Raw genomic sequence first — 25391 nt, forward strand, 5'->3', positions numbered from 1 at the left:
CACTTGGCCCGTCACTTGGCTCGTCGCAGCGCCGGTCACCGCACCTGTCATCGCGTCCGTCATCGCGTCCGTCATCACGCCTGCCGCCCCACCGTCTCAACGTACTCGGACGCCGCCGCTCACCTGTCCGCCGCGGACGGTCACGGGAGGCCGTGGGCGCCGAGGTGGCCCGGGGCCTCGGGAGGGCCCAGAGCCCGGGCTGGGCGTGGCGAGCCGGGGGGGTCGCGGAGCCGTGGTCGCGGAGCCGTGGCCGCGGAGCCGTGGCCGCGGAGCCGTGGCCGGAAGGCGCGTCAGACGTCGCTGGAGAACCGGACCGAGCACTCGCCCAGCGTGACACCGGGCCAGACGCGGGCGCCGGCGGCGAGCTCGTTGCCCGGGCCGATGACGGCGCCGTCGCCCACGACCACGTCACGCAGCACCGCGCCGGTCGAGATCCGGGCTCCCACGCCGACGATCGAGTCGATCACAGTGGCCCCCGGCTCCACCACGGCGCCGTCGCCGAGGACGCTTCCCTGGACGCTGGCCCCCGCCTCGACGCTCACTCCGGCGCCGACGACCGTCCCGCCCCCGACCTTGGCCTCGGGCGAGACCGTCGCGCCGTCCAGCAGGAGGACCTCGCCCACCGGCCCCGGCAGGGCATGCGACTCCAGCTTGCCCAGCACGAGGTCGGCGGAGCCCTGCACGAAGGCGGCCGGGGTCCCCACATCGAGCCAGTACGACGCGTCCGAGTACCCCAGGACCAGCTCACCGGCCTCGATCAGGCCGGGGAAGGTCTCCCGCTCCACCGAAACGACCTGGCCGGGCGGGATCGAGTCGATGACCGAGCGCTGGAAGACGTAGCACCCGGCGTTGATCCGGTTCGTCACCGGATTGGGCGTCTTCTCCAGGAACGCCGTGACGCGGCCGTCGGAGTCGGTCGGCACGCAGCCGAACCTGGACGGGTCGTCGACCTCGGTCAGGTGGAGCGTGGCCGCGGCGCCGCGCTCCACATGCATCCTGATCTGGTCGGAGATGTCGTGCCCGGACAGGATGTCGCCGTTCAGCACCAGCACCGGGTCGTCCGGACCGCAGGTGAGCGCCTGGGCAGCGTTCCGGATCGCGCCGCCGGTGCCCAGCGGCGTCTCCTCCGTCATGTAGACGATGTCCAGCCCGAGGGCGGAGCCGTCGCCGAAGGCCTCAGCGAACATCGAGGCGCGGTAGGAGGTGGCGAACACGATCCGCCGCACCCCGAACGAGCGGGCCTTCGCCAGTTGGTGCGCGAGGAACGGAACCCCGGCCGTCGGCAGCAACGGCTTCGGCGTAAAAAGCGTCAAAGGCCGCAAACGCGTACCTTGACCTCCTACCAGAAGAATCGCCTCATAATGGGCCGACTCCGGCAAACAGCTCGTCCTCACAGTGGCGAGGTTAGCCTAACGATCCGCAGGACGCCGGGCGGAAACCAGATGTGCCCGACCGGAGACCGGCCCATGGAATTCCGCTGGCCTGGCAAATGCCCATGAATCACACAAAGCCGCCGGGCGTGGACGTGTCCCGGATCACGCCCGCTATTCCATCGGCGGATCGTCCCGTCCGGACGTGACCCCGGACAGGGCGGGGGTCGCCCGCCGCGCGGAGATCCCGGCGAGGCCCGCGCACACGAGGTCTCCCACGGAGACGATCAGCCGCGAGCAGAGCGTCGCGGCGATCGCGGCATCCTGGTGGAGCACGGGCGCCAACGCCGCGATCATCGCGACCTCGCGCACTCCGGCGCCCGCGGGCGCGACCACTACGACGAAGCCCAGACACCAGGCCAGCGCGAACGCGCCGACGCTCAGCAGCACCGCCTTCGGCCCCGTCGCGCTGAGGCCGTGGACGATCAGCGCGAGATGCGTGCCATACGCGGCCCAGCCGCCGAAGGCCCAGCCGCACGCGACGAGCACGCCGCGCCGGGTCAGCGGCCGCTCCAGCGGCGGCTTGCGCAGCAGCCGGAGCCCGCGATTGATGCCCCAGTTCACCACGGACGGATGCAGGGCGGCCGCCAGCACCGGGATCAGCAGCAGCAGCCAGGCGAACCTCGCCACGGAGCCGCCCGCGAGCACCGGCAGCGTCACGGCCGCCGTCAGGAGCCCGCTGCCGAGGTAGACGGGATAGGTCAGGAAGAAGGCCGCCGCGCTGCGCGACCTCGGGACACCGTGGTCACGGCCCATCTCCATCTGGGCCAGCACCGGCCAGAGCGACCCGGGGATGTACTTCCCGAGCTGGCCGACGAAGAAGATCTTCGCGGCGTCCGGGAACGCCAGCGGCGAGCCGAGATCGCCGAGTAGCGCCCGCCACATCATCATCCCGCAGCCCAGGGCGGCGATCACGGCGAGCAGGGATCCGCCGAGCTCCGGCCAGGACAGCCGCGCGAAGCCCTCGGACACCTCGGTCCACCGGCTCGCGACCGCCCAGACGCCGAAGCCCAGCGCGACGGCCAGGAAGAGCAGCCGGACGACCTTGCGCCCGCTCACGGTGCACCGGTCATGGCGTGCGCACCGGCTCGGGCGGCTGGGGAAGCACGGGCCCGCGCGGGCGGCGCGGCGTCCTGGTCGCGACCCACAGGTACGTCGGCACGATCGGCAGCAGGGCCTTCAACGCCCCGCGCGGCGCGCGCTCCAGGGTGCTCTTGGCGACCCGCCCCACCGCTCCGGGGAACAGCTCGCCGCCGGCGAACCGCTCGGGCGAGGCCAGCACCGGGAACGTGTAGTCCCACACGTGGAAGTCCCCGAGCATCCTCCGCAGGCCGCCGCGGGTGCGGAACCGCTCGTAGTAGCTGTCCGCCCGGCCGAACGCCCGCACGTAGCGGTCGGCGGCGGCCGGCGGCAGGTAGGACAGGAACGGCAGCTTGTAGTGCGGCTCCATGACGCCGAGCCGGTTGCCGAGGCCCAGGTAGAGCACGCCGTCGTCGGCCAGCACCCGGTGCATGTCTTTGATCACCGCGTCGGGGTCCACCACGTGCTCGTAGATGTGGTTGAACACCAGCACGTCGACCGAGCCATCGGGGAACGGCAGCGCGCCGCCGTCCGCGCACACGAACTCGACCCGCTCGCCGAACCGCTCCGCGGCCTTCCGCAGCCCGGGGACGTCGATGTCCACCCCGAAGGTGCGGCTCGCCCCCGCAGCCGCGAGCTCGTCGGCGATGAACCCGGCGGAACAGCCGATGTCGGCGACCGTCAGCCCGGCCAGCGGGCGGGCGGGATCCTCGGCGCCCAGGAAGTGGCCGAGCACGGCGATGATCTTGGCCGCCTTGCGGCGGCGCTTCTCCTCGTCCAGCATCGCGGACTGGAACTCGGAGTACTCCAGCTGGGCGGCACGTTGCCTGCTCACCGGTCGCTCACCACTCCCCTGCCGCGCGGCCCGATCCGGTCGCCATGCCAGGCCGGCCGCCGCTCATCGGCCCGCTCAACGCTCCTCCGCTTCCCACGCCGCCCAACAGTACCGGCGCGCCAGGGCCGGCTCGGCCCGCCTTGTGGACAACTCACCCCTACCAATCAGTAGCTTCGGACCGTACTCTTGGCGGATGCTGAGCCGCCTGCGGTCGAGCCGACTGATCAGGGGCCTCCTGGCCCTGATCGCGCTGGGGTTCCTGGGATACGGCCTGGCCAGGAACTGGACGGAGACGTCGGCCGCCGTCGCCCGCCTCTCATGGTGGTCGCTCGCCGGATGCCTCGCCGCCGTGCTGGCGGGCTTCGCCTTCATGCTGCTCGCCTGGATGGCCGTCCTGGGCGGGCTCGGCTCGCGCCTGCCGTTCCGGGTGGCCGCCCGCGTCCTGTATGTGGGGCAGCTCGGCAAGTACATCCCCGGATCGGTGTGGGCGTTCGCGGCCATGATGGAGCTGGCCCGCGACCACGGGGCGCCCCCTCGGCGCACGTTCAGCTCCACGGCGCTCGCCCTGGTCACGTCGCTCGGCTGTGCCCTCACCCTCGCGGCGGCCACGCTCTCCCGGCAGATCGCCGGCCAGGCATGGCAACTGCTGACGCTGATCCCGCTCATCCTCGTCGGCCTGCACCCCCGCGTGCTGACCTGGGGTCTGAACCTCGCCCTCAGGATCGCCAGGAAAGAGCCCCTCGACCGGGTGCTCAGTGGGGCCGACATGGTCAGGGCCGCCACCTGGACGATGATCGGCTGGCTCTGCTACGGCGTCCATCTGTGGGTCCTGGTCGCCGACATGCGCCCGGGCGGCCTCTCGCTCTACGCCGTCGCCGCCGGGGCGTACGCGCTGGCCTGGGCGACCGGGATCCTGACGGTCGTGGTCCCGGCGGGCATCGGGGTGCGCGAGGGGGCGTTGGTCGTGGCCCTGGCGCCCGTCCTGGACACGCCGAGGGCGCTGGTGGTCGCCGTCGTGTCGCGGGTCGCCTTCACGCTGGGCGACGCCGCCTGGGCCGGGCTCGGCTTCCTTCTCGCCCGCACCGTCCCGCGTCCCGCCCTCCCTCTCGGTCAGGAGAGCCCGAACAGCGTGTCGAGGTAGGCGGCCCAGAACGGCTCGGGATCGACGGCCTTGACCCCTTCGGCCAGCCGCCGCGCCGTACCCGGCTCGTAGAAGCGGGTGATCGCCTCCGCCAGCGCGTCCACGGAGCCGGGCTCGACGAGCAGGCCGTCCACGTCGTCGATCACGTTGTCGGGAAGCGCGCCGACCCTGGTCGCGATCACGGGGACGCCGTGCTCGTGGCCGAGCCAGACGTTCTGGCTGGCCGTCGCCGATCGGTACGGGAGCACGAGCGCGTCGGCCCGCGCGAACAGCCCCGGCACGTCGTCCGCCGCCACGTATCCCGGCCGCAGCTCGACCCGGTCGCCCAGCCCGAGCTCGCCGATGAGCGCCCTGGTCTCCTCCAGGCCACCCCAGAACTCGCCCGCGACGGTGAGGCGCACGTCCGGGACCCGGGCGAGCGCCCGCAGCAGCAGGTCGAGCCCCTTGTACGGCCGGACGATGCCGAAGAACAGCAGCTCCCGGCGCGACTCGCGCTCCCGCGACGTGGGGCCGCCGACCGCGGGCAGGTGCGGCGCGAGCGCGGACTCCGCAACCGGGACCCCGGTGAGCCCGCGGGCCAGCTCCGCCTGCTGCTCCGAATGCGCCAGGACCGCGTCGACCCGCGCGAGCAGCGCCTTCATCAACGGCCGGTCGTACGGCTTGCGCTCGTGCGGCAGCACGTTGTGGCACAACGCCACCACCCGGGTCCGGCGGCGCAGGCCGTACAGGATGCCGAGGTAGGCGGGCACCTGCACCGGGCTGAGCACGGCCAGGATCACGAGGTCGGCCTCCCGCAGGCGCCGGCCGCAGCGGACCCAGCCGTCGGGCCGCCGCCAGTCGAGCTCGCGGCGCGTCCGGGGGTACGGCTCGCCCTCCGGCGTGTCGATCGTCTGCTGACCGGGATAGAGGAAGGAGGGGTACTGCGCCTTCCACGACTCGATCACCACGTCGTGGCCGCGCGCCCGCAGCCGGTGGGCGAGCTCGGTCGTGTGCTGGGCGCCCCCGCCCTTGTAGGGGTAGGTCGGGCCGACGATCGCGATCCTCATCCTGCCGCCGTCACTCGGCCCGTGAGCGGACGATCAGGTCGGCGAGCAGCGCCAGCGAACCGATCAGCATGCCCGAGATGAAGAGCACGATCGTGTTGCTGGTCAGGTAGAAGCCGTATTTCACCACGTCGTAGAGCCCCTTGGCCAGCGCGACGCCGACCAGCCACAGCGCGGGCGGCATCAGGACCTTCAGCGGGTTGAAGTACATGATCATCCGGAGCACCTGGAGGATGTACCGGTAGGCGTCCGAGACGAAGCTGAACTTCGACTTGCCGGCCCGCTTGGCGTAGTCGATCGGCAGGTAGTAGACGTCGTGCTGGTTCGACAGGAACGCCAGCGTGATCGTCGTGACGCAGGAGAACCCGGGCGGCAGCAGCCGGAGGTACGGCCTGGCGACCGACTTGCGGAACGCCCGCAGGCCGGAGTTGAGGTCGGGGATCTTCTGTCCGGCAAGCCGTTCCGCGACCTTGCGGATGAACCATTTGGCGGGCACCCGCAGGAGCTTGTGCGAGCCCTCCTCGGTGGTCCGCGCGCCGACGACCTGGTCGATGGTCGGGTCCTTCTCCAAGATGGAGACGAGCTCGGGGATGCGCTCGTTGGGGTAGGTCATGTCGGCGTCGGTCCACACGACGATCTCGCCGCGGGCCTCCTGGGAGCCGATCCTGCGCACCGTTCCCGATCCGCCGTTGCGGTGGAATGCCTTGACCCGCATGTGCGGGAACCGCGGCGCGGCGTCCTGGAGCCGGGCGAGCGTCTCGTCGCTGGAGCAGTCGTCGACGGCGAGCAGCTCGTAGGTGTAGCCGCTGGAGTCCATGGCCGCGCAGATGCGCTCGACCTCGTCGATCACGTGGTCCTGCTCGTTGTAACAGGGCAGGACGATCGTCACGTACGGGTTATCGGCGGGGATCACGGCGCTTCCAGAGGTATCGGGCGTGCTCACGACGGGCAAGGGTACTCTGCCCCGGCGACCCCCCGGCCCCGCATCGCGATCTCGTACGGTCCCGGACGGCTACGGCCGCGCCACAGCGGTCACACCGGCCACTCCGGCCATGCCGGCGAGTGACTTCTCGACCTGCGGATACGTACCGGTATCGGCGAGCTTGAGATAGAAGGCCTCCGGCAGTTCGGCGAGATCGCCACCCCCGAACGGCATCATCCACTCGGCGTGGTCGCGCACCTTCGCCGCGTGCGCCGGGTCCTCGACGTAGATCTTCTCCACGCCGGGCAGCGCGCGGATCCGGTCGAGAACGGCCTCCTTCTCGCTCTCGGTGGCCCGAGCGCGCCCTTCACATCGCTTCGCGAACCGGTGTGCGGCGTCCTCCGGGCAAAGGGTGACCGAGACGTCCGCCTTCCCCCACCAGAAGTTGTCCCGATGGGTGTCCACGACGCCTACCCCGGGCAGGTCGGCCAGCTCGCGGAGCAGCGCGCGCCAGTCTCCCCGTGCGAGGGTGCCTCCGTAGGCGACGTCGGGCATGTTGTCCACGGTGATGAGTTCACCGACCCGATAATCCTGACGCGCGATGGCCAGTGCCTCCTCACGCGTCCGGCGCCCGTACGACGTGATCTCCGGGAGCGACGCGAGTGCGCGCTCGATGCCTCGCGTCTCCTCGACCGTGGCGGCACCGCCGCCCTCGCACCTTTCCCACCCACGGGCGCTGTCGTCCTCGCAGAGAAAGATGAGGAAGGTGCCCGTTTCGGGCCAGGGGCCCGCTGGGGGCGGCAGCAGCGGCATGTGACGGCTGTAGGCCACGACCCCGGCGATGAGGAGTCCCACCGGGACGACCACCGCGATCGGCTTCCACACGCGCGAATTCCTCAGCCGAGAACCGAGGCTCCACCACCGGCTGGCCGGTCTCGGTTCCCGAGAAGGCTCCTTCCCGAAGGACAACTCCTCGCCTTCCGGGATATCCGACGACGAATCCATGCGGCAGACCCTAGCGCCATGATCGCTCAGAACTATCGGGGCTCGACCATCCAGACATCGACTTTGAGGGACCAGACGGCGTCGGGAGGGTCGGCCAGCGACCGCTCGTCCTGAGTGGTGTCCAGCCGCAGCACCTGGGTGGCCGTGCCGTACGGCGCGAGCTGGTCCTCCTGCGCGGCGACCAGCACGGGACGGCGGCCCGTCTCCCGCACCTCGCCGATCAGCCTGCGGACGTCGAATCCCAGCGCCACGCTCGATCCCTTGGGGTTCTTGATCCGGGCAGTGGGGATGCCGCACTGCCCGCGCACGAGCTGGGTGAACCTGTCCCCGGTGACCCTCTCCACGATCAGCACGGACGCGTCGCGGGGGATCGCCGCGCACATCCGGGCGATGGCCGCGGCCTCACCCCGCTCGACGGGCGAGAACGCGGTCCCGATCGAGGTCACGACAGGGGGGACCACCAGCAGGAGGACGCCCGCGGTCATCGCCAGACGGGTGCCGCGCCCCGTGATACGGAGGCGGTCGCGCGCCCACCGCAGGCCCCAGACCGCGAGCAGGATCAGCCCCGGGATCACGACCGGCACCAGCCGCCGCGCCGCGAACGGATGGTCCGGGGTGATCGCGGGACGCCAGAGCGTCGTCACGGTCGTCCAGCCGATGATCGCCAGCGGCAGCAGCCACTCCAGGCCCCTCCCCCGGGCCAGGCGCCGCGCGAGTACGGCGGCGGCGATCGTGGCCAGCACGACCACCGGCACCCCGACGTACCAGATCACCCAGTAGAGGGAGTCCTCGTAGTAGAGCCGGGTGCCGTCCACCGGGAGCCGGTTGGCCATCTGAGCTTTCTGGATGAAGTCCGCGGTGAGCTGGTCCTCCTGGGTCACCGCCACGCGGCGCACGGTCTGCAGCCAGGGCCGTACGGCGAAGCCGGCCATGACGAGCACGACCAGCGCGGCGGACCACTCGGGCAACCGCGGCCACCTCCGCGCCCCGGGCAGCCTCCTCGTCACCCCGCCGGACCGCCTCTGAGAGGCCCGCCGGGCGGCGACCCGTACGGCGATCCGGGGAGCGAGAGCCGTGCCGACGGCGGTGACCACGACGACGGCGGCGCAGATCGCGAGCAGCGGGAGCAACGACCCCGAGAGGTACTCCAGGTAGGGACGGGCCAGCAGATAGCAGGCGGCGAACCCGCAGAAGCCCCCCACCGCCAGACCGGCCAGGAGCGGCGCGCCCAGCCGTCCGTCCGGGAAGCGGCGCGACGGATCCGGGCGCGCGAGCTCGGGCGACGGCGGCCCGGAGATGCGGCGCAAGGCGATCAGCAACCCCGCGTACGCGAGGACCGGGAGCACGTCGCGCAGGCCGTCGATCCGGACGAGCAACGCGAGGCCGAAGACGAGCCCGGCCAGCCCCGCCGCGGTCAGGGCGCCGCTCCCGGCCCGCAGCCGGCGGCGGGCGTCGAGCAGCAGCGTCATGCCGCCGAACAGCAGGATCAGCGACGGGATCTCGCTGAACGTCGTCCGCGATGTATAGAGGATCGGCATGCTGACCGCGAAGACCAGCGCCGCGAGCGGCGCCCAGCGGCCTCCGGCCAGGCGGGCGACCGTTCCGGCGAAGACGAGCACCGCCAGCGCCCCCAGCACCGGCGGGACCAGCAGGAGTCCGGGCACGCCGCCGAGCCAGTAGCCGATCCCGTCCAGCATCGGCGGGCCCGGCATGAACTGCGGCACGATCGCGCCGTGGAAGTCGTAGAACCCCATGCTGTCGAAGCGCAGCGCGGGATCGGGACCGCCGAAGGCGCCGTCGCCGTAGGGGATGGGCAGCGACCCGTGCCGGGCCATCCAGATCGCGTACTGCGCGTACGTCGCGGGGTCGCGCCGCACGAGGAGCTGCTCGCCGTGCAGGAACCCGTTGAACAGGCCGGACGCGAGCGCGATGCCGATCACGGCCGCCGTGTGCCGCGCCAGGGCGTCCACGGTCTCGGGGAGGCGGCGCAGGCCGTACCAGCAGAGGAGGACGGCGGTCCCTCCACCGAGCAGCGCCATCGGCAGCGGACGGAACCAGCCGAGGAGGAGCAGTGGCAACCCCGCGAGCAGCCATCCGGCGAGGGCGAGCGCGGGCATGGCGGAGCCGGCGGCGAGCACCCGGCCCGCCGAGGGCCATGTCGTTCGCGGCCGGAGCCGGCCAAACCGTTTCGTCGGGATGAGCCGAGCGTAACGGCCTGCCCCGGGTGATCGGCCCAATCTGCCCGCCCCTGTGGAAACCGGAGGCGGCGCGATGTGTCATGGCCAGCCGGTAGCGTACGCCGGGAGGAACACCGGGGAGACGGGGAGTCAGGGTGTCGTGGATGGGGCGCGTCGCGCCTTGGGCTCGCCGTCACGGGTGGTTCCTGGGCGTGCTCGGGCTCGGGACGGCGCTCCGGATCGTGACCATGCTGGGGTACCGCCCCGCGCTCTGGTTCCCGGACTCCTACAGCTATGTCGTGACGGCGATGCGGCCCCGGCCCGATCTGGTGCGCCCCGCGGGCTACTCGATGTTCCTGCGGTTGTTCGAGCCCCTGCACGACTTCGGGTTCGTCACGCTCGCCCAGCACGTGCTCGGCCTGCTGACCGGCGTGATGATCTATGTGGCGGTGGCGCGCCGGCGTCGGCCGCTGTGGGCGGCCTGTCTCGCGTCGGCCCCCGTCCTGCTCGACGCGTACCAGGTCCAGCTTGAGCACCTGCTCGTCTCCGACTCGCTGTTCACGTTCCTGATCGTGGCCGCGGTCTGCGTGGCGCTGCGCCCCCTGACCTGGCGCACGGCCGTCGCCACCGGGCTGCTCCTGGCGGCGGCGACGCTGACCAGGACGGTGGCCCTCCCGCTGATCGCCGCCTTCGGGATCCTCCTGCTGTGGTACGGCCCGCGCGCCGTCGGGAACGGCGCCGGAAGCGCGGGCGGCACCGGGAGCGCGAGCGGGAGCGCGAGCGGCAGCGGGAGCGCGAGCGGGCGGGCGCGGCGCGGCCGGCTGCCGTGGCGGGTCACCGGTGTGTTCCTGGCCGCGGCGCTGGTGCCGGTCGCGGCCTACGGCGGCTGGTTCTGGGCCGCCCATCACCGGGTGGGGATCGTCGGCTCGAACGGGGTCTTCCTGTACGCGCGGACCATGACGTTCGCGGACTGCGCGGTCATGAAGCCTCCGGCCGACCTCGCGGTGCTGTGCGACGACCGGCCTCCGGCCCGCAGGCCGCCGTCGCAGGACTACGTCTGGGATCCGGACTCGCCCCTGGTCCGGCTGCCCGGCATCACGTTCCTCCGTGAAACCGACGCGCTGGCGGGGAGGTTCGCCTGGCTGGCCATCCGCAGCCAGCCGCTGGACTACGTCGCGACCACGCTGGACGAGCTCGCCCGGTCGTTCGCGTGGGGCAGGCCGGTCTATCCGGACCCCGAGGTCTACGCGTACTACGAGTTCCCCGAGAAGACCCCCGACCCGCCAGGTCGCCATCCGGCGATCGTCGGCACCATGTTCGCCGAGCAGTACCAGCGGGGCCCGATCGACACCAGGGTCGTCGAGCCGTTCGCCGGCGTGATGCGGGCCTACCAGAGCGTGGCCTTCCTGCCCGGAGTGCTGCTGCTGCCCGTGCTCCTCTTCCCGCCGCTGGCCGCCGCCGTACGGCTCGCCCGGCGGTCGGCCGCCTCCCGAGGGGCGGGATCCCGTACGGCGGAGGCGTGGCGCCTGGCCTGGGTGGTGCCCTGGGCGGTCGCGGGGCTGCTCCTGCTCATCCCGGCCGCGACGACGGAGTTCGACTACCGGTACGCACTGCCGGCGGCCCCTCTGGCGTTCCTCGCCGCCGCGCTCGCCATCCGGCCGCGCTCCCGCCGGTAAAATCCCTCTGCCGGCCCAGCACCCTGCCCCCGGGTGCCCGCCCTGTGCCCGACCCTGTTTCCGGCCCTGTTTCCGGCCCTGTGTTCGCCTTCTCGCCTTCTCGGCGCGTCTTCGCGCGTTGACCTGGAAGGTTGCTGAGAGTCGGGCATTCTTCGGCTATTTGACATACCCCGAAATATCTATGTTTAAGTATGCTTCCTGCTGGATCACCTTCGCCGAAGCAAAAGACGGGTCACGTCCCAAATCAGCGGCTACGGCATCCGCCCTCCGCGCGCGACCTAGCCTCGGCAACAAGCTGTCATGCTCACGGTCAAGGGACCGTAAAGCGAGGAGGCCACGTGTGCGTGCGAAGCAGTAGTCCGACCGGCTGTTCGCCCACACGTCCAGCGCGCCCTGTGACGAGGAGTGGCGCATGAGCGACCGCCGCCAGCATCCGGAGACGCGGGAGAACGACCAGCGGGTCTGGGGCCGCGAGGAGTCGGGCGCCCGATACGCACGGACGGACCGGCAGGACCGTTACGCCGCCGACCCGCGCGGGCGGGACGACCAGACCGGGCGTCAGGGGGCCTACCAGGACTCCCATGACGCCCCGCGCGCCCGCCGCCGGGATGGCGGCAGGGCCGCCGGGCACCCCGGCGCGCAGGATCACGGATACCGCGACCAGGGCTACCAGGACCAGGCGTACCACGAGCAGGGTTATCAGGACCCGGCGTACCAGGACCAGGGATATCGGGACCACGGATTCCGCCAGGACGAGTACGACGAGCCCGAACGCGGCCCCTGGGGTGAGCGCGAGCCCGACGACGACTACCTCGACGACCCGCCGAAGCGGCGGTGGGGCCGGCGCTCGAACGTCGACCCCTGGGACGAGCCCGACGACGAGGAGCCGCGCAGGAAGCTCTGGGGTCGGCGCAAGTCCGGGGACGAGGCCGCCACGGACGCCGGGCACGACGATGAGCCGACCGGCGCTCAGCGTGCCGGGCGCGGCGGCCACTACGAGATGGCCAGGAACGACGCGGACGACGCCGACGCCACCGCATCGGCTGCCGCCGGGCGAGGTTCCCGCCGGGCCAAGGGAAGGGGCGGCGACGGCCCCCCCGGAGGCCCGCCCGGCGGCGGGCCGCGCTCGCGCCGCCGCGACGACTCGGGCGGCGGCAAGCGCGGCCTCGGGGTGCTCGGCTGGACCAGCGTCGCCCTGACCACCGTCATGGTCGCGAGCACGCTGACCGGATACAAGATCTACCGGGACACCTTCAAACTCATCGAGCAGGAGGCGAGCGATGACGACCTGGACAAGAACCGCCCGGTCAACCAGACCGGCGCGCTCAACGTCCTGCTCGTCGGATCGGACACCCGCGCGGGAAACAACAAGAAGTACGGCCAGCACATGCAGAACGACGGCGAGCGCACCGACACGATCATGCTGCTGCACATCGCCCCGAACCGGGACGGCGCGACGCTGATCAGCTTCCCCCGCGACTCCATGGTCGCGATCCCCGAGTGCCACGACGTCAGGACCAAGGCCGTCGTCCCGGCACACTTCGGCATGATCAACTCGGCGTTCTCGTCCGGCGGCATGATCTGCACCCGCCGGACCATCGAGACGCTCACCCAGATCCACATCGACCACTACGTGAAGGTCGACTTCTCCGGCTTCAAGAACATCGTGAACGCCCTGGGCGGCATCGAGATCTGCGTGCCGAGGGACGTCAACGACAAGAAGGCCAAGCTGGTTCTGAAAAAAGGCACGCAGACAGTTCGCGGCGAAACCGCCCTCGCCTACGTGCGCACCCGCTACGGACTCGGCAACGGCGGCGACATCGACCGGATCCAGCGTCAGCAGATCTTCATCTCCCAGGTGGTCAAGAAGGCGACCAGCAGCGAGCTGCTCACCGACTTCGGCAAGCTGAAGGCGTTCATCGAGGCCGCGGCTGCGTCCGTCAAGACGGACAACAAGCTCAGCGCCGACGTGATCCTCGAGATCGCCAAGAGCGCCTCCAAGCTCAGCGCCAAGGGCTTCAAGGCCAAGACCGTGCCCTGGGAGCCGTACGTCGCGGACAAGAACCGCGTCCAGTGGAAGCAGCCGGCCGCGAACAACCTGTTCGCCGGCATCCGGGGCGACGTGGAGGTCACCGCCTCCCCGAGCCCCTCGGCCTCCGCGTCCGGCGGCGCCCCGCCCGCCGCCCCGACCGTCACCAAGCCGGAGCAGGTCAAGGTCCAGGTGTTCAACGGCACCAACACGGACGGCAAGGGCAGGGAGGTGGCCGAGGCGCTCACCGCGCAGGGCTTCCGCGTGGTCGGGGTCGGTGACGCCCGCAAACCCGACGGCAGCGACCAGCCGACGACCATGATCCGCTACACCGGCCAGGGCTGGGACCAGGCCAAGATCCTCAGCGGCAAGCTGCTGAACACCGTCCAGCCGGAGACCGGCAAGCTGGCCACCGGCCCGGTGATGCCCTTCGCGTCCGCCACGGCCCCGCCTGCCCAGGGACGGGTTTCGGGCCCGATCATCCAACTCGTGGTCGGCGCCGACTGGGAGGGTGTCAAGGTCGCACTGGACGTGGGTGACGACGCCGTGACCTCGGAAACGGACATCTGCGCCGGCTGAGGTCCGTCCTTCACAGCAATTATTGATGTCCGTTACAGGAGTGCTCGGTGAGACTTGCGTTAAGGTTGGGCGAAGCGGACGCATTCCGTGCTTCCACGTTCGCCTGACCGCACGGGACGTCCGCGCTAGCGTCTTGAACGCAGGCTCTATTTCGGATGAGCCACCTGCCCCCGCTCGGCGAACCTTGAGAGTTTCCTCCCGTGACTGACACTCGCCCATCCCCTCACGTTCCGGGTGAACCGCACGATCCTTCCGAGGACGCACCCACCGGCGTGATCGGCCGTATCACCGGCGAGTGGCCGCCGCCCGCCGCTCCGGCAGCGCCCGCCGCTCGCGGAGGGGGCACGCCCACCGGCGCCGCCCCGGCCTCGGAGGCCGAGCCGCCCGTACGGCAGGCCTGGGCGGACCCGGGATCGGCGGGCGGGTTCGCGGCATCGCAGGACTCCCCGCCGTCGACCGGGCACTTCGCGTCCTTCGGCTCTCCGGCGACGCCCCCGGGACCGGCGGGACCGGCACCGTCCACTCCGTCGGCCGCACCGGCCTCGGCGCCGCCCCAGGCCCCCGCACCTGCCTCGACGGCGGCCGGCGCCCCGGGGATGCCCACGGCGTCCGGTGGGCCCGCCGCGTCCGGCACGGCCTCTGCCGATGCCGGCCAGGGTGCCGGACAGGACCGGCCGCTGCCCAAGCGCAAGCCGCGCTCGCCACGAGCCGGAAGCCCTTCGGCGGCGGAGACGCCCGAACCGGCCACCCAGAGCTTCGACTATTTCTCCACGCCCCGCACGGCGGGCCCGGGAGCGGCCCCCGCGTCCGACCCTCTCGCCGCGTCCCCGCAGAGCTCCTTCGACGGGACCCCGCAGAGCCCCTTCGCCGCGCCGACCCCGGATTCCGCCGCCCCCGCGCGGGATCCCCTCGCCGCCTCCGCGCAGGACCCGTTCGCGGCACCGGTCCAGGACCCGTTCGCGGCACCGGCCGCCCCGGAAGCGCTGCCCAAGCGACCGCGCCGCGGGTCCGCCGAGGGACAGGCCCCGACGCAGGCGATGCCCGCCGTCCCGGCGGCCCCGGCCCAGCAGTGGCCCGAGCTGCCCGCCGACCCGTGGGACCCCTGGCGGCGCGCGGATCACGACGTCCCGCAGGGCCTCGCCGTACCGAGCACGGTGGAGCCGCCCCCCGCCGCCCCGCCCGCGCCGGCGCCCACCCCGCCGGCCCCGGACCCGCTGCCGCTGCCCGCGTGGGCCCAAGCACCCCAGCAGGCGTCGCCGTACGGCCCCGGCCCGGTTCCCGGCTTCGGCGCCACGGGCTGGGAGGAGCTGGGCCCCGAGGAAGAGGAGGAGCCCGCTCCGCAGCCCAAGCGGCAGCGCGAGCCGTACCTGGACAACGTCAAGTTCCTGCTGATCGCCCTCGTCGTCACCGGGCACGCGCTGCGCCCCACGGTCGACGTGCACGCCAACCGGGCGCTGTACATCTTCATGTACGCGTTCCACATGCCGCTCTTCGTCATGATCAGTGGCTACCTGTCCAGGAACTTCTGGAACTCCAACGCCAAGACGAACAAGCTCGTCGACACCTTCCTGGTGCCGTACGTGATCGTCGAGTTCGGGTACGCCGCGCTCCGCTTCGCCTTCGGGCACAAATGGAGCGTCTCGATCACCGACCCCGCCTGGCTGAACTGGTATCTCATCGCCCTGTTGTTCTGGCGACTGTCCACACCGGTGTGGAAACGCATGCGCTACCCGCTCGTCGCGGCCGTGGTGGTCTGCCTCTTCTCCGGTCTGTCCCAGCTCAACGGCGAATTCAGCATCGACCGCGTCTTCGGCCTGCTGCCCTTCTTCGTGATGGGCCTCGTCCTCAAGCCCGAGCACTTCGACCTGCTCAAGCGCACCCCGGTCCGGATCGCGGCCGCGCTCGTGCTCGTCACCTGGGCGGTCGCGGCGTACCTCATGGCCCCCCGCCTCAAGCTGAGCCTGTGGTACTTCAACGCCAGTTACCACGACCTGCACATGACGTGGTGGTACGGCATGGGCTTCCGGCTGGTGTTCCTGACCGGGGTCACCGTGCTGTGCTTCAGCGTCATGGCTCTCGTGCCCCGGCGCCGGACATGGTTCTCCGACCTCGGCACCCGCACGCTCTACTGCTACCTGCTGCACGGCGTCCCCGTGATGATCGGCAAGGAGATGGGCTGGCTGAAGGCCGAGTGGCTGGACGGCCCCCTCGGCGTCGCCGCCATCGTCAGCGGCAGCTTCGCGCTGGCCATCATCCTGTGTCTGCCGATCACCCGCACACTGTTCAAGTGGATGCTGGAGCCCCGCCTCACCTGGCTCTACCGCAGACCCAGGAAGATCGTGGATCAGCAGCCGGAAGTTCAGCGGTAGTTCCGCATGGATTAACGCGCCACATCCGGGCGCGACGGGATAGGACCGCACAGTCGACACATGAGGGTATGTGTCGGCACAATCGTCCACCACCCCGAGGACGTCCGGATCGCGCACAGGCAGATCCGGGCCCTGCTCGACGCGGGGCACCAGGTCACCTACGTCGCGCCGTTCACGCACTGCAACGTGACGCCGCCGCCGGAGGTCCGCGCCGTGGACGTGCCGCGCGCGGTCGGCCTGCGGCGCGGCAAGGCGCTCAGGGCCGCGCGGGCCGCGCTGTCGAGGGGCTGCCAGGACGCCGACCTGCTCCTGGTCCACGATGTCGAACTCCTGCTCGCGCTGCCCCGCAGGAGACCGGTGACGGTCTGGGACGTCCACGAGGACACGCGGGAGGTGCTGGAGGCCGAGGCGTACCTCCCGCGGCCGCTGCGCCCGGTCCTGCCGCCGCTGATCGGCGCTCTGGAGCGGCGAGCCGAGCGTCGCCTGCACCTCATCCTCGCCGAGGAGTCGTTCCGCGACCGCTTCCCCGGCGGCCATCCGGTGGTGCCCGACCTCTCCTACGTCCCGTCCGCGCCGCCTCCTCCGCCGGGCGACGACCGGCTGGTCTACGTCGGCCGCATCTCGCGGGCCCGCGGCGCCGTGGAGATGATCGAGCTGGCGCGGCGCCTGCGGCCGTACCGGATCCGGCTCGACCTGATCGGACCGGCCGACGCCGGAGTACGGCCGCTGCTGCGGGACGCCCAACGGGAGGGCCTGCTCGACTGGTTCGGGCACGTCCCCAACACGCACGCGCTCCGGATGGCCGAGGGCGCCCTGGCCGGCCTGTCCCTGACGCATGACGTGCCGGCCTACCGGCACGCCTCGCCGACGAAGGTCATCGACTACATGGCGCACGGGCTCCCCGTGATCACCACGCCGCAGCCCGGCGCCGTCGCGCTGGTGACCGAGGCCGGGTGCGGCACCGTGGTCCCGTTCCCCATCGGAAGCGCCACCGGGATCTCGGCTGCCGACAACACCGCCGGAAGCCCCGCCGGAACCGCCACCGGGATCTCGGCTGCCGACGGCACCGTCGAGGCGACCGTGCGGGCCGTGCTCGCCCTCCGGGACGATCCCGAGGGTCGCGCCGCGATGGGGGCCCGGGGACACGCCGAGGCGCTGCGCCGCTTCCACTGGCCGGTACACGCGGCCGAGTTCGTGGCCCAGCTCGAACGCTGGGCGCAGGCCCCGGACCGCATCACCGCCCGCACCCGCGGGCGCGCCCTCACCGCCTGACCGCGCGGGTACCCGTGACGCCCGAGCACGCGTACGGCTACCGCCGCGGCCCGCGGCTTGCTCTACTGGGAAACGTGAGCAGCCATCTCATCCAGGGACGCCGGGTCGACCTGCCGGTACGGATCAGGGACGCCTCGGCCGGCGCGGCCACGTATCTTGTGCGGGCCGACGCCGCCCGCGCCGTGATCGCGTACTCGGGCCTTGACGTAACCGAGGTGCTGCCCGGCAAGGCCACGTGCACGCTGGTCTTCGTCCAATACCGCGACGGCGACCTGGACGCCTACCACGAGTTCGGCATGGTGTTCCTGATCCGGCCGCCGGACGCGGGACGCCCGCCGGGACGGGGCCTGCCGGCCGGGCGGAAGAACGCCCGCGCGGCGAGACCCGGCGCCTTCGTCCACTGGCTGCCGGTCGACCAGGGGTTCACGCTGGAGGCCGGCCGGCGGATCTGGGGCTTCCCCAAGGAGCGGGCCGACATCGACCTGCGGCTGGCCACACCGTACAAGCGGTGCACCCTCCGTCGGGACGGGCGGCTGGTGCTCGACCTACTCATCCGTCCCGGCATCCCGCTCCCGCCGGGCGACCTGGTGCGCATCGACGCCTACTCACATCTGGACGGGACCACCCGGCGCGTTCCCTGGACGGCGCGCGCGAGCGGGGTCCGGGCCCGGCCCGGCGGCGCCCTGATCAGGTTGGGGAACCATCCGATCGCCAAGGAGCTGAGCGAGCTCGGCCTTCCGGGCACCGCCCTGATGACGGCGACCGCCGATCACGTGACGATGTCGTTCGACGACGCCGTCGAGGTGTGATCCGCGGCCGCTCCGCCGTTCCCCGCGCGAACGCGCGCCGTGCACGCTCAGCTCCGCCGCACGTCAGCGCGGCGCGGCCAGGAGGCGCAGGCCGACCACGGCCAGACCGACCGCTTCCAGGACCGCACCCGTGACCTCGAACCACTCGCTGCCGGCGATGAGCCCGGTCACATGCAGCACGGGCCACGCGATGACCGCGGCACCGGCCCAGAGCGGGATCACCCGGCTACGGAGGAGCGCCAGCCCCAGCAGCAGCGTTCCGACCAGGTTGCCGAGCACGAAGAGGAGAAACACCCACAGGGTCGACGGGTCGCCCTGGCTGCTGTCGAGGACGGCCGCGTAGTCCGCGGTGGAGCTTGGATGTTCCACCATGGCGGCGGTGATGTTTCCGGCCAGGACGATCCCGAAGTAGCAGATGTATCCAGCCCCCGTGAGCACCGCGCCGACGGAGCCGAGTTTCCGGCTCCCGCCTCCCACGAGTCGCTTGACACCGAGGGCCGCCGGGACCATGAGCAGACTCCCCAGCATCGCGGCGACGGTGCCGAGGCGGATCAGGCCGGGGTAGGCGGCCTCCAGGGCGAGCGCGCCCGCCCCGGTGCTGTCGCTTCCTCCGGCGCGGGTGGCCCACGCGTAGGCGCTGTTGGCGACGACGAATCCCCATGGTGCGGTGAACAGCGCCAGGGCCAGCGGGATGGCTCGCCGCGGCGGATCCGCCGGTGACGCCGCGTCGGAGGACAGTTCGGAAGGCGGGAGGGACGTTTCCATGATTCTCCTCGGGGGGTTGAGATCCACATGCCGTGCCGGATGCGAGGCGGATGCGAGGTGGATGCGAGGTGGATCCGGGCGCGGGCCGGGCCACGCGCGGTGGCCGGCACCGGCGACAGCGAAAAGATCAGCCGCGGGACCGCAGCGCCGGCGCGACCAACGCGACGCAGACGAGAGCGAGCACCACGCCGACAGAGGCCGCGCCGACCGCCTCGGCGGGCACCCCGTCGACGAAGAAAGCCGGGACCGCGCTGAGCCCCGACAGCAGCCGGGTGACGATCACGGCCACCGCGCCGGCGCGGCTGCCACGCCAGGCGAGCACGACGCCACCCAGGGTGATCAGTCCGAGTACGGCGCCCGCGACGGCGAGCGCGAACGGAGGATGCTCGCCGTCACCGAGTACGACCCCGACCATGTCGATGAGGCCGAGCAGGCCGCCCAGGATCAGCCCGACGACGAGAAGGCGGGAGCGCTTCATGAGTTCTCCTGTGAGTGGGATGAACGTGCCGATGTCCGCAGTCTCGGCGTTGCCGCGCTTTCGCGGATCGGGGCCGGCTCGGAACCCGATCTCCGTACTGACACGTATTCACCCAAGGTCACCAAGGCTCTACCGTTAGCGCGTGGCGACTCCCCGTTTGTTCGCGTACGCTGCCGCGGTCCTGGCGTGCGTGCTGGCGGGCGCCGGAGTGGCGCTGGCCGTGCTGGCCGCCGATGGGGGCGCCATGACGGCGCTCGTGACCGGCGTGGCGTTCGGGCTCCCCTCCGTCGTGCTCGGCGTGGTGGTCGCCGCCCGGCGACCGGACAGCGTGGTCGGCCTGCTGCTCGTGCTGGTCGGCGCGACGGCGATATGGCTCGGCGTCAGCGAGCTGTACCCTCTGGCGGTCACGCGGCGGCCGGACCTGCCGCTCTCCGGGCTGTACGTCGCCCTGTCGGAGGGCAGCTGGATGTTCCTGTACGTCCCGGCCGGGCTGCTCATGCTGCTCTTCCCCGACGGACGGCTGCCGGGCCCGCGCTGGCGTTGGGCCGCCGCCGGCCTGCTGGTCGTCCCGGTCCTGTTCACGTTCATCGTGGCGTTCGACCCCAGCCCGCTCCCACCGCCGTTCGAGAGCACACCACACGTTCTGCGGGCTCCAGAGGCCTACATGCCGGTGCTGTCGGCGGTGAGCATCGCCCTGTTGCCGGTCTTCCTCGGGTTGCTGATCGCGTCCGCGGCGGCGGTCGTGATCCGATACCGGCGGGCGACCGACGAGGTCAGGCGAGCGCAACTCAAGTGGTTCGCGCTCGGCGCCGGCTTCCTGCCGCTGACGCTGCTGCTGTGCTGGGCCAGCTATCTGTTCCTCGGCACGCCGGACCTGGTGGTCGCCGGACTGGCGCTGACGGCGCTGGCGATCCCGTCGGCGACCGCGATCGCCATGCTGCGGCACGACCTCTACGACATCGACCGGGCGATCAGCGCCGCCGTCACGTACAGCCTCGTGACCGCGATCCTGCTGGCCTTCTATACGGCCGCCTCCTTCCTGGTCGGCCTCGGCGCGGGCCGGACCTCACCGGCCGCGGCGGCCGCGGCCACCGCCGTCTGCGCCGCGGCGCTGTCCCCGCTTCGAATCCGGCTCCAGCGATGGGCCGACCGGCGGTTCTACCCCGTACGGCAGGCCGTGCTGACCGCCGTCGAGGAGCTGCGTGGCCGCACGCACGCCGGTCGGGCGCAGCCGGAACAATTGGAGGAGACGCTGCGCACCGCGTTGCGCGACTCGATGCTCCGTGTCGGCTACCGGCTACCCGGCACGTCCACGCTGGTCGACGCGGCGGGCACACCGATCGACCCGGCCGGTGCCCACGTGACGGAGGTACGGCTCGGCGGCCACGGCATCGGTGCGATCGTGCGCGGCACCACCGGCAGCAGGGAGCTGTTGCGCGAGGTGGCTTCGGCCAGCGCGCTGCTCGTCGAGGTGGTCCGGCTGCGCATCGAGGTCAACCGCGCGCTCGACGAGGCCGAAGCCAGCCGCACCCGGCTGTTGCACGCCGGATACGAGGAACGGCGTCGGCTCGAACGCGACCTGCACGACGGAGCACAGCAGCGCCTGGTCTCCCTGGGCATGGCGATCCGCCTGGCGCAACGTCACCTCACCGACGGCACGGTCGACGTCGACGACCTGCTGGACCGCTCGGTGGCCGAGTTGGCCGCGGCTGTCACGGAGCTGCGGCAGATCGCGCACGGCCTGCGGCCGAGCAGCCTGGACGACGGACTCGGCAACGCGCTGGCCATGCTGGCCGGCAAGGCGCCGGTGCCGGTGACGCTCGACGTCTCCGCCGACGACCTGCCTGACGACCTGCCTGACGACGTGGCCACGACCGCCTACTACGTGGCGAGCGAGGCGATGACCAACGCGGTCAAGCACGCGGGCCAGGCCGCGATCGGCATCCGCGTGAGCCGGAGGGGTGATCGGGTCACCGTGCAGATCAGCGACGACGGACCTGGCGGGGCCACGATGCGCCCCGGCGCGGGACTGGCCGGGCTGGCCGACCGGGTCAACGCCGCCGGAGGCGTCCTGCGGCTGACCAGCCCGGAGGGCGGCGGCACTCTGGTGGAGGCGGTGCTGCCATGCGCGTAGTGATCGGAGAGGACTCCGTCCTGTTCCGGGAGGGGCTGGCCCGCCTGCTCGCCGACGCGGGACACGACGTGGTGGCCAAGGCATCGGACGCCCCTGGACTGATCGCCGCCGTCGCGGCGACGGACCCCGACCTGGCGATCATCGACATCCGGATGCCGCCCGACCTCACCGACGACGGCGCCCGGGCGGCCGGGGAGATCCGCGCCACCCACCCACGGCTCGGGATCGTCCTGCTCTCCCAACACGTCGAGACCCGGCACTCCGTCGAGCTGGTTTCCCAGGGGAGGTTCGGCTACCTGCTCAAGGACCGGGTCTTCGACGTGGACGACTTCCTCGACGCGCTGCGCCGGGTCGCGGCCGGCGGCTCGGCCCTCGACCCGGAGGTCGTCTCCCGCCTGATCGGCGGGCACCGGGCGGCCGATCCCCTGGCGGCGTTGACCGCACGGGAGCGGGAGGTGCTGGCGCTGATGGCGGAGGGCCGCACCAACGTCGGCATCGCCCGGCGGTTGTGGCTCACGGACCGGACGGTGGAGACGCACGTCAGCTCGATCCTGACCAAGCTCGGCCTGGCCAGCTCAGTCGAGGACCATCGCCGGGTGCTGGCCGTTCTCCTCTACCTCAACCGGCGCTGAGTCCGCTCCCCCGCCGTGGGCGATGAACGCTAGACGATGGGCGGGCGGCCGAGGCGGAGCATCCGCCACGCCGTACGCCAGGCCATCGGACGGCGCTCGCCCGCCGACTCGCGCAGTCCCTCGCGGAAACCCTGGAACCAGGCCCTGAGCGACGCGCCCGACCGCTCCCTCAGCAGGGTGAGCGCGATCCAGTTGCCCAGATAGAGGACGGCGAGCGGCCAGGGCAGGTTCCGGCGGGCCAACCACACCCGGTTGCGCGCGTTCAGCCGGAAGAAGTCCGCGTGGCGGGTCGGCAGCACCAGCGGGTGGTACATGACGGCCTCGGCGTCGTACTCGATCCGGTATCCCTCGCCCAGCAGCCGCCAGGCCAGGTCCGTCTCCTCATGGGCGTAGAAGAACTGCTCGGGCAGCCCACCGACCTGGAGGAACGCCGACCGCCTGATCGCGCAGGCGCCGCCGAGGAACGTGGTGACAGGCGAGGAACGCTCAGGGTCGCCGACGCGCAGCCGCGGCACGTGCCGCCGCTGCACCGAGCCGCCGTCCGGTTCCATGACGCGGAAGGAGATCACCGCGAGGTCGGGCTCCGCGGCGAACCTCTCCCGGATCCGCGCCACCAGCTTCGAGTCGGCGTACCAGCCGTCGTCGTCGAGGAACAGCACGACGTCGCCGGAGCACTCCTGGACCCCGCGGTTGCGCCCTTTGGGGATGCCCGCGTTGTGGTTGAGCCGGACCTTCTTGATCGTCGAACCGGAACCGGGCCGCGACCGCGCGGTCAGCTCCGGCACGTCCGCGCCGTTCCCGACGATCACCACTTCGACGTCGCCGTCGTCCTGTGAGAGCGCGGACTCGACCGCGCGGTCCAGCTCGGCGACCCGGTTCCCCATGGTGAGGATGACGCACGAAATCTTCACCGCGTCATCGCCTCGACGCGCGGCAGCGGGCACACGATTTCATGATCACCGAGTCTGTACGGCCGAAGCATCCCGGACCTGTCTGGTTTACAGCGAATCAAGGGTATCGGAACAGCCGCCGAACCCCCGTCAAACACTCCGACGCGGCAGGCGGCTCCTCGGTTCCCCGATTCGCCTCCCGTAAACCACGCGGACGCCGGGCTCACGACAACCGCCGCGACGCCAGGATGCTGACGAGATGCAGGACGAGCTGGAGTCCGGCGATCACCGCGCAGGCCACGGTCAGGATCCGCGTCGCGGGGAACCAGAGGTCGAGCACCGCCGCGACCACCACGATCAGGGACAGCTCGACGGCCTGGATGACGCGGTGGAAGCGCAGCGCGGCGGCGACCTTCCTGGCCGCACCGAGGCGGCGCGACTGGAAGTGGCCGGCGGACGCCTCGGTGGCGGCGACCAGGCCGGAGCGCGCCCTGGCCACGTCGACCAGGTCGGTCTCCGCTTTGATCAGGATCGCACCGAGGGCGGCCGCGACGCCGAGCACGGTGTACCAGTCGGGCAGCACCTGCGACGCGCGGAAGCCCAGGCCGATGAGCAGCGCAGCCTCGGCGAGGTAGTGGCCCACCCGGTCGAGGTAGACACCGGTGATCGAGGTGCGGCCGGTCCACCGGGCCAGCTCGCCGTCGGAGCAGTCGAGCAGCAGGTAGATCTGGATCAGCACCGCGGCGCCGACGGCGGCCCAGATCCCGGGAATCGCGAGCACGGCTCCCGCCAGCACGCCGCACAGGATCATCAGACCGGTGACCTGATTGGGCGTGATGGGGGTCTTGGCCAGCACCCATGTCGCGTAGATGGACAGCTTCCGCATGTAGAGCAGGCCGGCCCAGTGCTCGCCGCTGCGGCGGTCCATTGTGGTCTGCGGCTGCGCGACCGCGCGCAGCTCAGCGACCGACGGCGCGGACATAATCCTCCACCCTCGTCCTGACCTCGGTCTCCGACAGCCGGAGGTGTTCGAGGATGGTATATCTGCCGGGCCGCGTCGATGGCGCCAGCATCACCGCGGCGATGAACTGCTCGGTCGTCAGGCCGAGGTCGCCGGGGGTGACGGGCAGCGAGTGCCGCCGCAGGCAGTCGGTGACCTGATCGAGGCGCTGGGCGTCCTCTCTCAGGAAGAAGCAGAACGCCGCGCCCACACCGGCGAGTTCGCCGTGGTTGGACGTTCCGGGAAAGAGCTGATCCACGGCATGAAGGATCTCATGGTCGCCACCACTCGAAGGACGGCTCGACCCCGCGACGACCATCGCCATGCCGGAAAGGATCAAGGATTCGGCCAGGACGGTGAGGAACGCGTCGGACTCAATCGAGTCGCCCCGCCCGATCACCGCCTCGGCGGCCGTGCGCGCCATGGAGACGGCGACGCCGTCGATCGGCTCGCCGCGCTCGGCGTTGCTGAGCTGCCAGTCCTCGATCGCGGACAGGTTGCTCACCACGTCGCCGACCCCGGACCGGACCAGGGCCGGCGGCGCGTCGTGCACGAAGTCGAGGTCCACCATGATCGCCAGCGGCATGGGCACCCCGAAGGAGGGCTTGCCCCCGTCGTGGACGAGGGAGGCGACGGGCGAGCAGATGCCGTCGTGCGAGAGGTTGGTGGCGACCGCGACCATCGGGATGCCGGCAAGAGACGCGGCGTATTTCGTCGCGTCGATGGTCTTGCCCCCGCCGATGCCGATGACCGCCTCGTACGCGCCCTTGCGCAGATCGGCGCCGAGCGAGACGGCGGCGTCCACCGAACCGTCGGGCACCCGGAAGACCCGGGCCTCACCGAGGGACGGCGCGATCACCTCGGCGATCTTGTCTCCCTGGCTCACCCCGACGGCGACCGCCACCCGGCCGGAGGTGGCGACCCGGCTGTCCGACAGCAGCGCACCGAGCTGCGCGATCGCGCCCCGCCGTACCTCCATCGTGAGGGGGGCGGGGAGCATCCTGGCCAGAATCGGCAAGTGGGTCTCCTTAGGCGACGAGAGCTAGTGCCCCGACCGGCAGGATCTGCCCGGAAGGAGCGGCGTCCAGGGGGGTGCATCGCGCGGCGGCGGGGTGCCGCTCCGGG

General features: G+C 71.7%; 20 protein-coding genes. 8 read left to right on the forward strand and 12 right to left on the reverse strand.

The window, feature by feature from the left end; genetic code table 11:
- Positions 1-290 precede the first annotated feature (290 nt).
- From manB to QSK17_RS00585, 3 genes are all read right to left on the reverse strand, one after another.
- Complete coding sequence (gene manB, locus QSK17_RS00575) at positions 291-1394, reverse strand: mannose-1-phosphate guanylyltransferase (RefSeq protein WP_285702336.1); 1104 nt, start codon at positions 1392-1394, stop codon at positions 291-293.
- A 150-nt stretch (positions 1395-1544) separates the two neighbouring features.
- Positions 1545-2489, reverse strand: a complete 945-nt coding sequence (locus tag QSK17_RS00580; RefSeq protein WP_285702337.1) for a lysylphosphatidylglycerol synthase transmembrane domain-containing protein — start codon at positions 2487-2489, stop codon at positions 1545-1547.
- Between the two features lie 10 nt (positions 2490-2499).
- Positions 2500-3345, reverse strand: coding sequence for a class I SAM-dependent methyltransferase (locus QSK17_RS00585; RefSeq protein ID WP_285702338.1), 846 nt, complete (start codon positions 3343-3345; stop codon positions 2500-2502).
- A 193-nt stretch (positions 3346-3538) separates the two neighbouring features.
- Between QSK17_RS00585 and QSK17_RS00590 the strand changes: the two genes are divergently transcribed.
- The gene (locus QSK17_RS00590; RefSeq protein ID WP_285702339.1) at positions 3539-4486 is read left to right on the forward strand and encodes a lysylphosphatidylglycerol synthase domain-containing protein; all 948 of its coding nucleotides are present in this window, start codon (positions 3539-3541) and stop codon (positions 4484-4486) included.
- Here QSK17_RS00590 and QSK17_RS00595 read toward each other — a convergent pair.
- The 4 genes from QSK17_RS00595 to QSK17_RS00610 all read right to left on the reverse strand — a co-directional run bounded on the left by QSK17_RS00595 (position 4456) and on the right by QSK17_RS00610 (position 9594).
- Complete coding sequence (locus QSK17_RS00595; protein WP_285702340.1) at positions 4456-5532, reverse strand: glycosyltransferase family 4 protein; 1077 nt, start codon at positions 5530-5532, stop codon at positions 4456-4458. The two genes, QSK17_RS00590 and QSK17_RS00595, sit on opposite strands and share 31 nt — an antisense overlap.
- 10 nt (positions 5533-5542) lie before the next feature.
- Entirely contained in the window at positions 5543-6472 is a 930-nt protein-coding gene (locus QSK17_RS00600) for a glycosyltransferase family 2 protein (RefSeq protein ID WP_285702341.1), read from the reverse strand.
- 69 nt (positions 6473-6541) lie between these two features.
- Positions 6542-7336: a permease-like cell division protein FtsX gene (locus tag QSK17_RS00605; RefSeq protein ID WP_285702342.1), complete on the reverse strand. Its 795-nt coding sequence runs from the start codon at positions 7334-7336 to the stop codon at positions 6542-6544.
- 152 nt (positions 7337-7488) lie between these two features.
- Entirely contained in the window at positions 7489-9594 is a 2106-nt protein-coding gene (locus QSK17_RS00610; RefSeq protein ID WP_285702343.1) for a hypothetical protein, read from the reverse strand.
- A gap of 203 nt (positions 9595-9797) precedes the next feature.
- On the opposite strand from QSK17_RS00610, the gene QSK17_RS00615 reads away from it, so the two are divergent.
- The 5 genes from QSK17_RS00615 to QSK17_RS00635 all read left to right on the forward strand — a co-directional run bounded on the left by QSK17_RS00615 (position 9798) and on the right by QSK17_RS00635 (position 18367).
- Complete coding sequence (locus QSK17_RS00615) at positions 9798-11309, forward strand: phospholipid carrier-dependent glycosyltransferase (protein ID WP_285702344.1); 1512 nt, start codon at positions 9798-9800, stop codon at positions 11307-11309.
- 412 nt (positions 11310-11721) lie between these two features.
- A complete protein-coding gene (locus tag QSK17_RS00620; protein ID WP_285702345.1) occupies positions 11722-13917 on the forward strand; it encodes an LCP family protein in 2196 nt (731 codons plus the stop codon).
- Positions 13918-14189: 272 nt separating this feature from the next.
- Positions 14190-16286, forward strand: a complete 2097-nt coding sequence (locus tag QSK17_RS00625) for an acyltransferase family protein (protein ID WP_285702346.1) — start codon at positions 14190-14192, stop codon at positions 16284-16286.
- A 60-nt stretch (positions 16287-16346) separates the two neighbouring features.
- Positions 16347-17558 carry a glycosyltransferase gene (locus QSK17_RS00630; protein ID WP_285702347.1) on the forward strand — a complete coding sequence of 404 codons (1212 nt, stop codon included), beginning with the start codon at positions 16347-16349 and terminating at the stop codon, positions 17556-17558.
- A gap of 74 nt (positions 17559-17632) precedes the next feature.
- The gene (locus QSK17_RS00635; protein WP_285702348.1) at positions 17633-18367 is read left to right on the forward strand and encodes an acetoacetate decarboxylase family protein; all 735 of its coding nucleotides are present in this window, start codon (positions 17633-17635) and stop codon (positions 18365-18367) included.
- Between the two features lie 63 nt (positions 18368-18430).
- On the opposite strand, the gene QSK17_RS00640 is transcribed toward QSK17_RS00635, so the two are convergent.
- Together QSK17_RS00640 and QSK17_RS00645 are read right to left on the reverse strand one after the other, a co-directional pair.
- The gene (locus tag QSK17_RS00640; RefSeq protein WP_285702349.1) at positions 18431-19132 is read right to left on the reverse strand and encodes a hypothetical protein; all 702 of its coding nucleotides are present in this window, start codon (positions 19130-19132) and stop codon (positions 18431-18433) included.
- 127 nt (positions 19133-19259) lie between these two features.
- Entirely contained in the window at positions 19260-19610 is a 351-nt protein-coding gene (locus QSK17_RS00645; protein ID WP_285702350.1) for a hypothetical protein, read from the reverse strand.
- Between the two features lie 142 nt (positions 19611-19752).
- Between QSK17_RS00645 and QSK17_RS00650 the strand changes: the two genes are divergently transcribed.
- Complete coding sequence (locus QSK17_RS00650) at positions 19753-21744, forward strand: sensor histidine kinase (RefSeq protein WP_285702351.1); 1992 nt, start codon at positions 19753-19755, stop codon at positions 21742-21744.
- A complete protein-coding gene (locus QSK17_RS00655) occupies positions 21735-22376 on the forward strand; it encodes a response regulator (RefSeq protein ID WP_285702352.1) in 642 nt (213 codons plus the stop codon). The genes QSK17_RS00650 and QSK17_RS00655 overlap by 10 nt, the downstream gene beginning before the upstream one ends.
- Before the next feature lie 29 nt (positions 22377-22405).
- On the opposite strand, the gene QSK17_RS00660 is transcribed toward QSK17_RS00655, so the two are convergent.
- The 3 genes from QSK17_RS00660 to QSK17_RS00670 all read right to left on the reverse strand — a co-directional run bounded on the left by QSK17_RS00660 (position 22406) and on the right by QSK17_RS00670 (position 25266).
- Complete coding sequence (locus QSK17_RS00660) at positions 22406-23287, reverse strand: glycosyltransferase family 2 protein (protein WP_285702353.1); 882 nt, start codon at positions 23285-23287, stop codon at positions 22406-22408.
- Between the two features lie 202 nt (positions 23288-23489).
- Positions 23490-24248 carry a CDP-alcohol phosphatidyltransferase family protein gene (locus tag QSK17_RS00665; RefSeq protein ID WP_285702354.1) on the reverse strand — a complete coding sequence of 253 codons (759 nt, stop codon included), beginning with the start codon at positions 24246-24248 and terminating at the stop codon, positions 23490-23492.
- Positions 24226-25266, reverse strand: a complete 1041-nt coding sequence (locus tag QSK17_RS00670) for an iron-containing alcohol dehydrogenase family protein (RefSeq protein WP_285702729.1) — start codon at positions 25264-25266, stop codon at positions 24226-24228. Before QSK17_RS00670 ends, QSK17_RS00665 begins: the two co-directional genes overlap by 23 nt.
- Positions 25267-25391 lie beyond the last annotated feature (125 nt).

The sequence above is a fragment of the Microtetraspora sp. NBRC 16547 genome (assembly GCF_030268965.1).
Taxonomy (GTDB): Bacteria; Actinomycetota; Actinomycetes; order Streptosporangiales; family Streptosporangiaceae; genus Microtetraspora.

Bases quoted from the DNA above. Each gene is read 5' to 3' on its own strand.
- QSK17_RS00645 (WP_285702350.1), bottom strand. From the start codon at position 19,610: ATGAAGCGCTCCCGCCTTCTCGTCGTCGGGCTGATCCTGGGCGGCCTG.
- QSK17_RS00670 (WP_285702729.1), bottom strand. From the start codon at position 25,266: ATGCTCCCCGCCCCCCTCACGATGGAGGTACGGCGGGGCGCGATCGCG.
- QSK17_RS00615 (WP_285702344.1), top strand. From the start codon at position 9,798: ATGGGGCGCGTCGCGCCTTGGGCTCGCCGTCACGGGTGGTTCCTGGGC.
- QSK17_RS00655 (WP_285702352.1), top strand. From the start codon at position 21,735: ATGCGCGTAGTGATCGGAGAGGACTCCGTCCTGTTCCGGGAGGGGCTG.
- QSK17_RS00595 (WP_285702340.1), bottom strand. From the start codon at position 5,532: ATGAGGATCGCGATCGTCGGCCCGACCTACCCCTACAAGGGCGGGGGC.
- QSK17_RS00630 (WP_285702347.1), top strand. From the start codon at position 16,347: ATGAGGGTATGTGTCGGCACAATCGTCCACCACCCCGAGGACGTCCGG.
- QSK17_RS00590 (WP_285702339.1), top strand. From the start codon at position 3,539: ATGCTGAGCCGCCTGCGGTCGAGCCGACTGATCAGGGGCCTCCTGGCC.
- QSK17_RS00620 (WP_285702345.1), top strand. From the start codon at position 11,722: ATGAGCGACCGCCGCCAGCATCCGGAGACGCGGGAGAACGACCAGCGG.
- QSK17_RS00665 (WP_285702354.1), bottom strand. From the start codon at position 24,248: ATGTCCGCGCCGTCGGTCGCTGAGCTGCGCGCGGTCGCGCAGCCGCAG.
- QSK17_RS00640 (WP_285702349.1), bottom strand. From the start codon at position 19,132: ATGGAAACGTCCCTCCCGCCTTCCGAACTGTCCTCCGACGCGGCGTCA.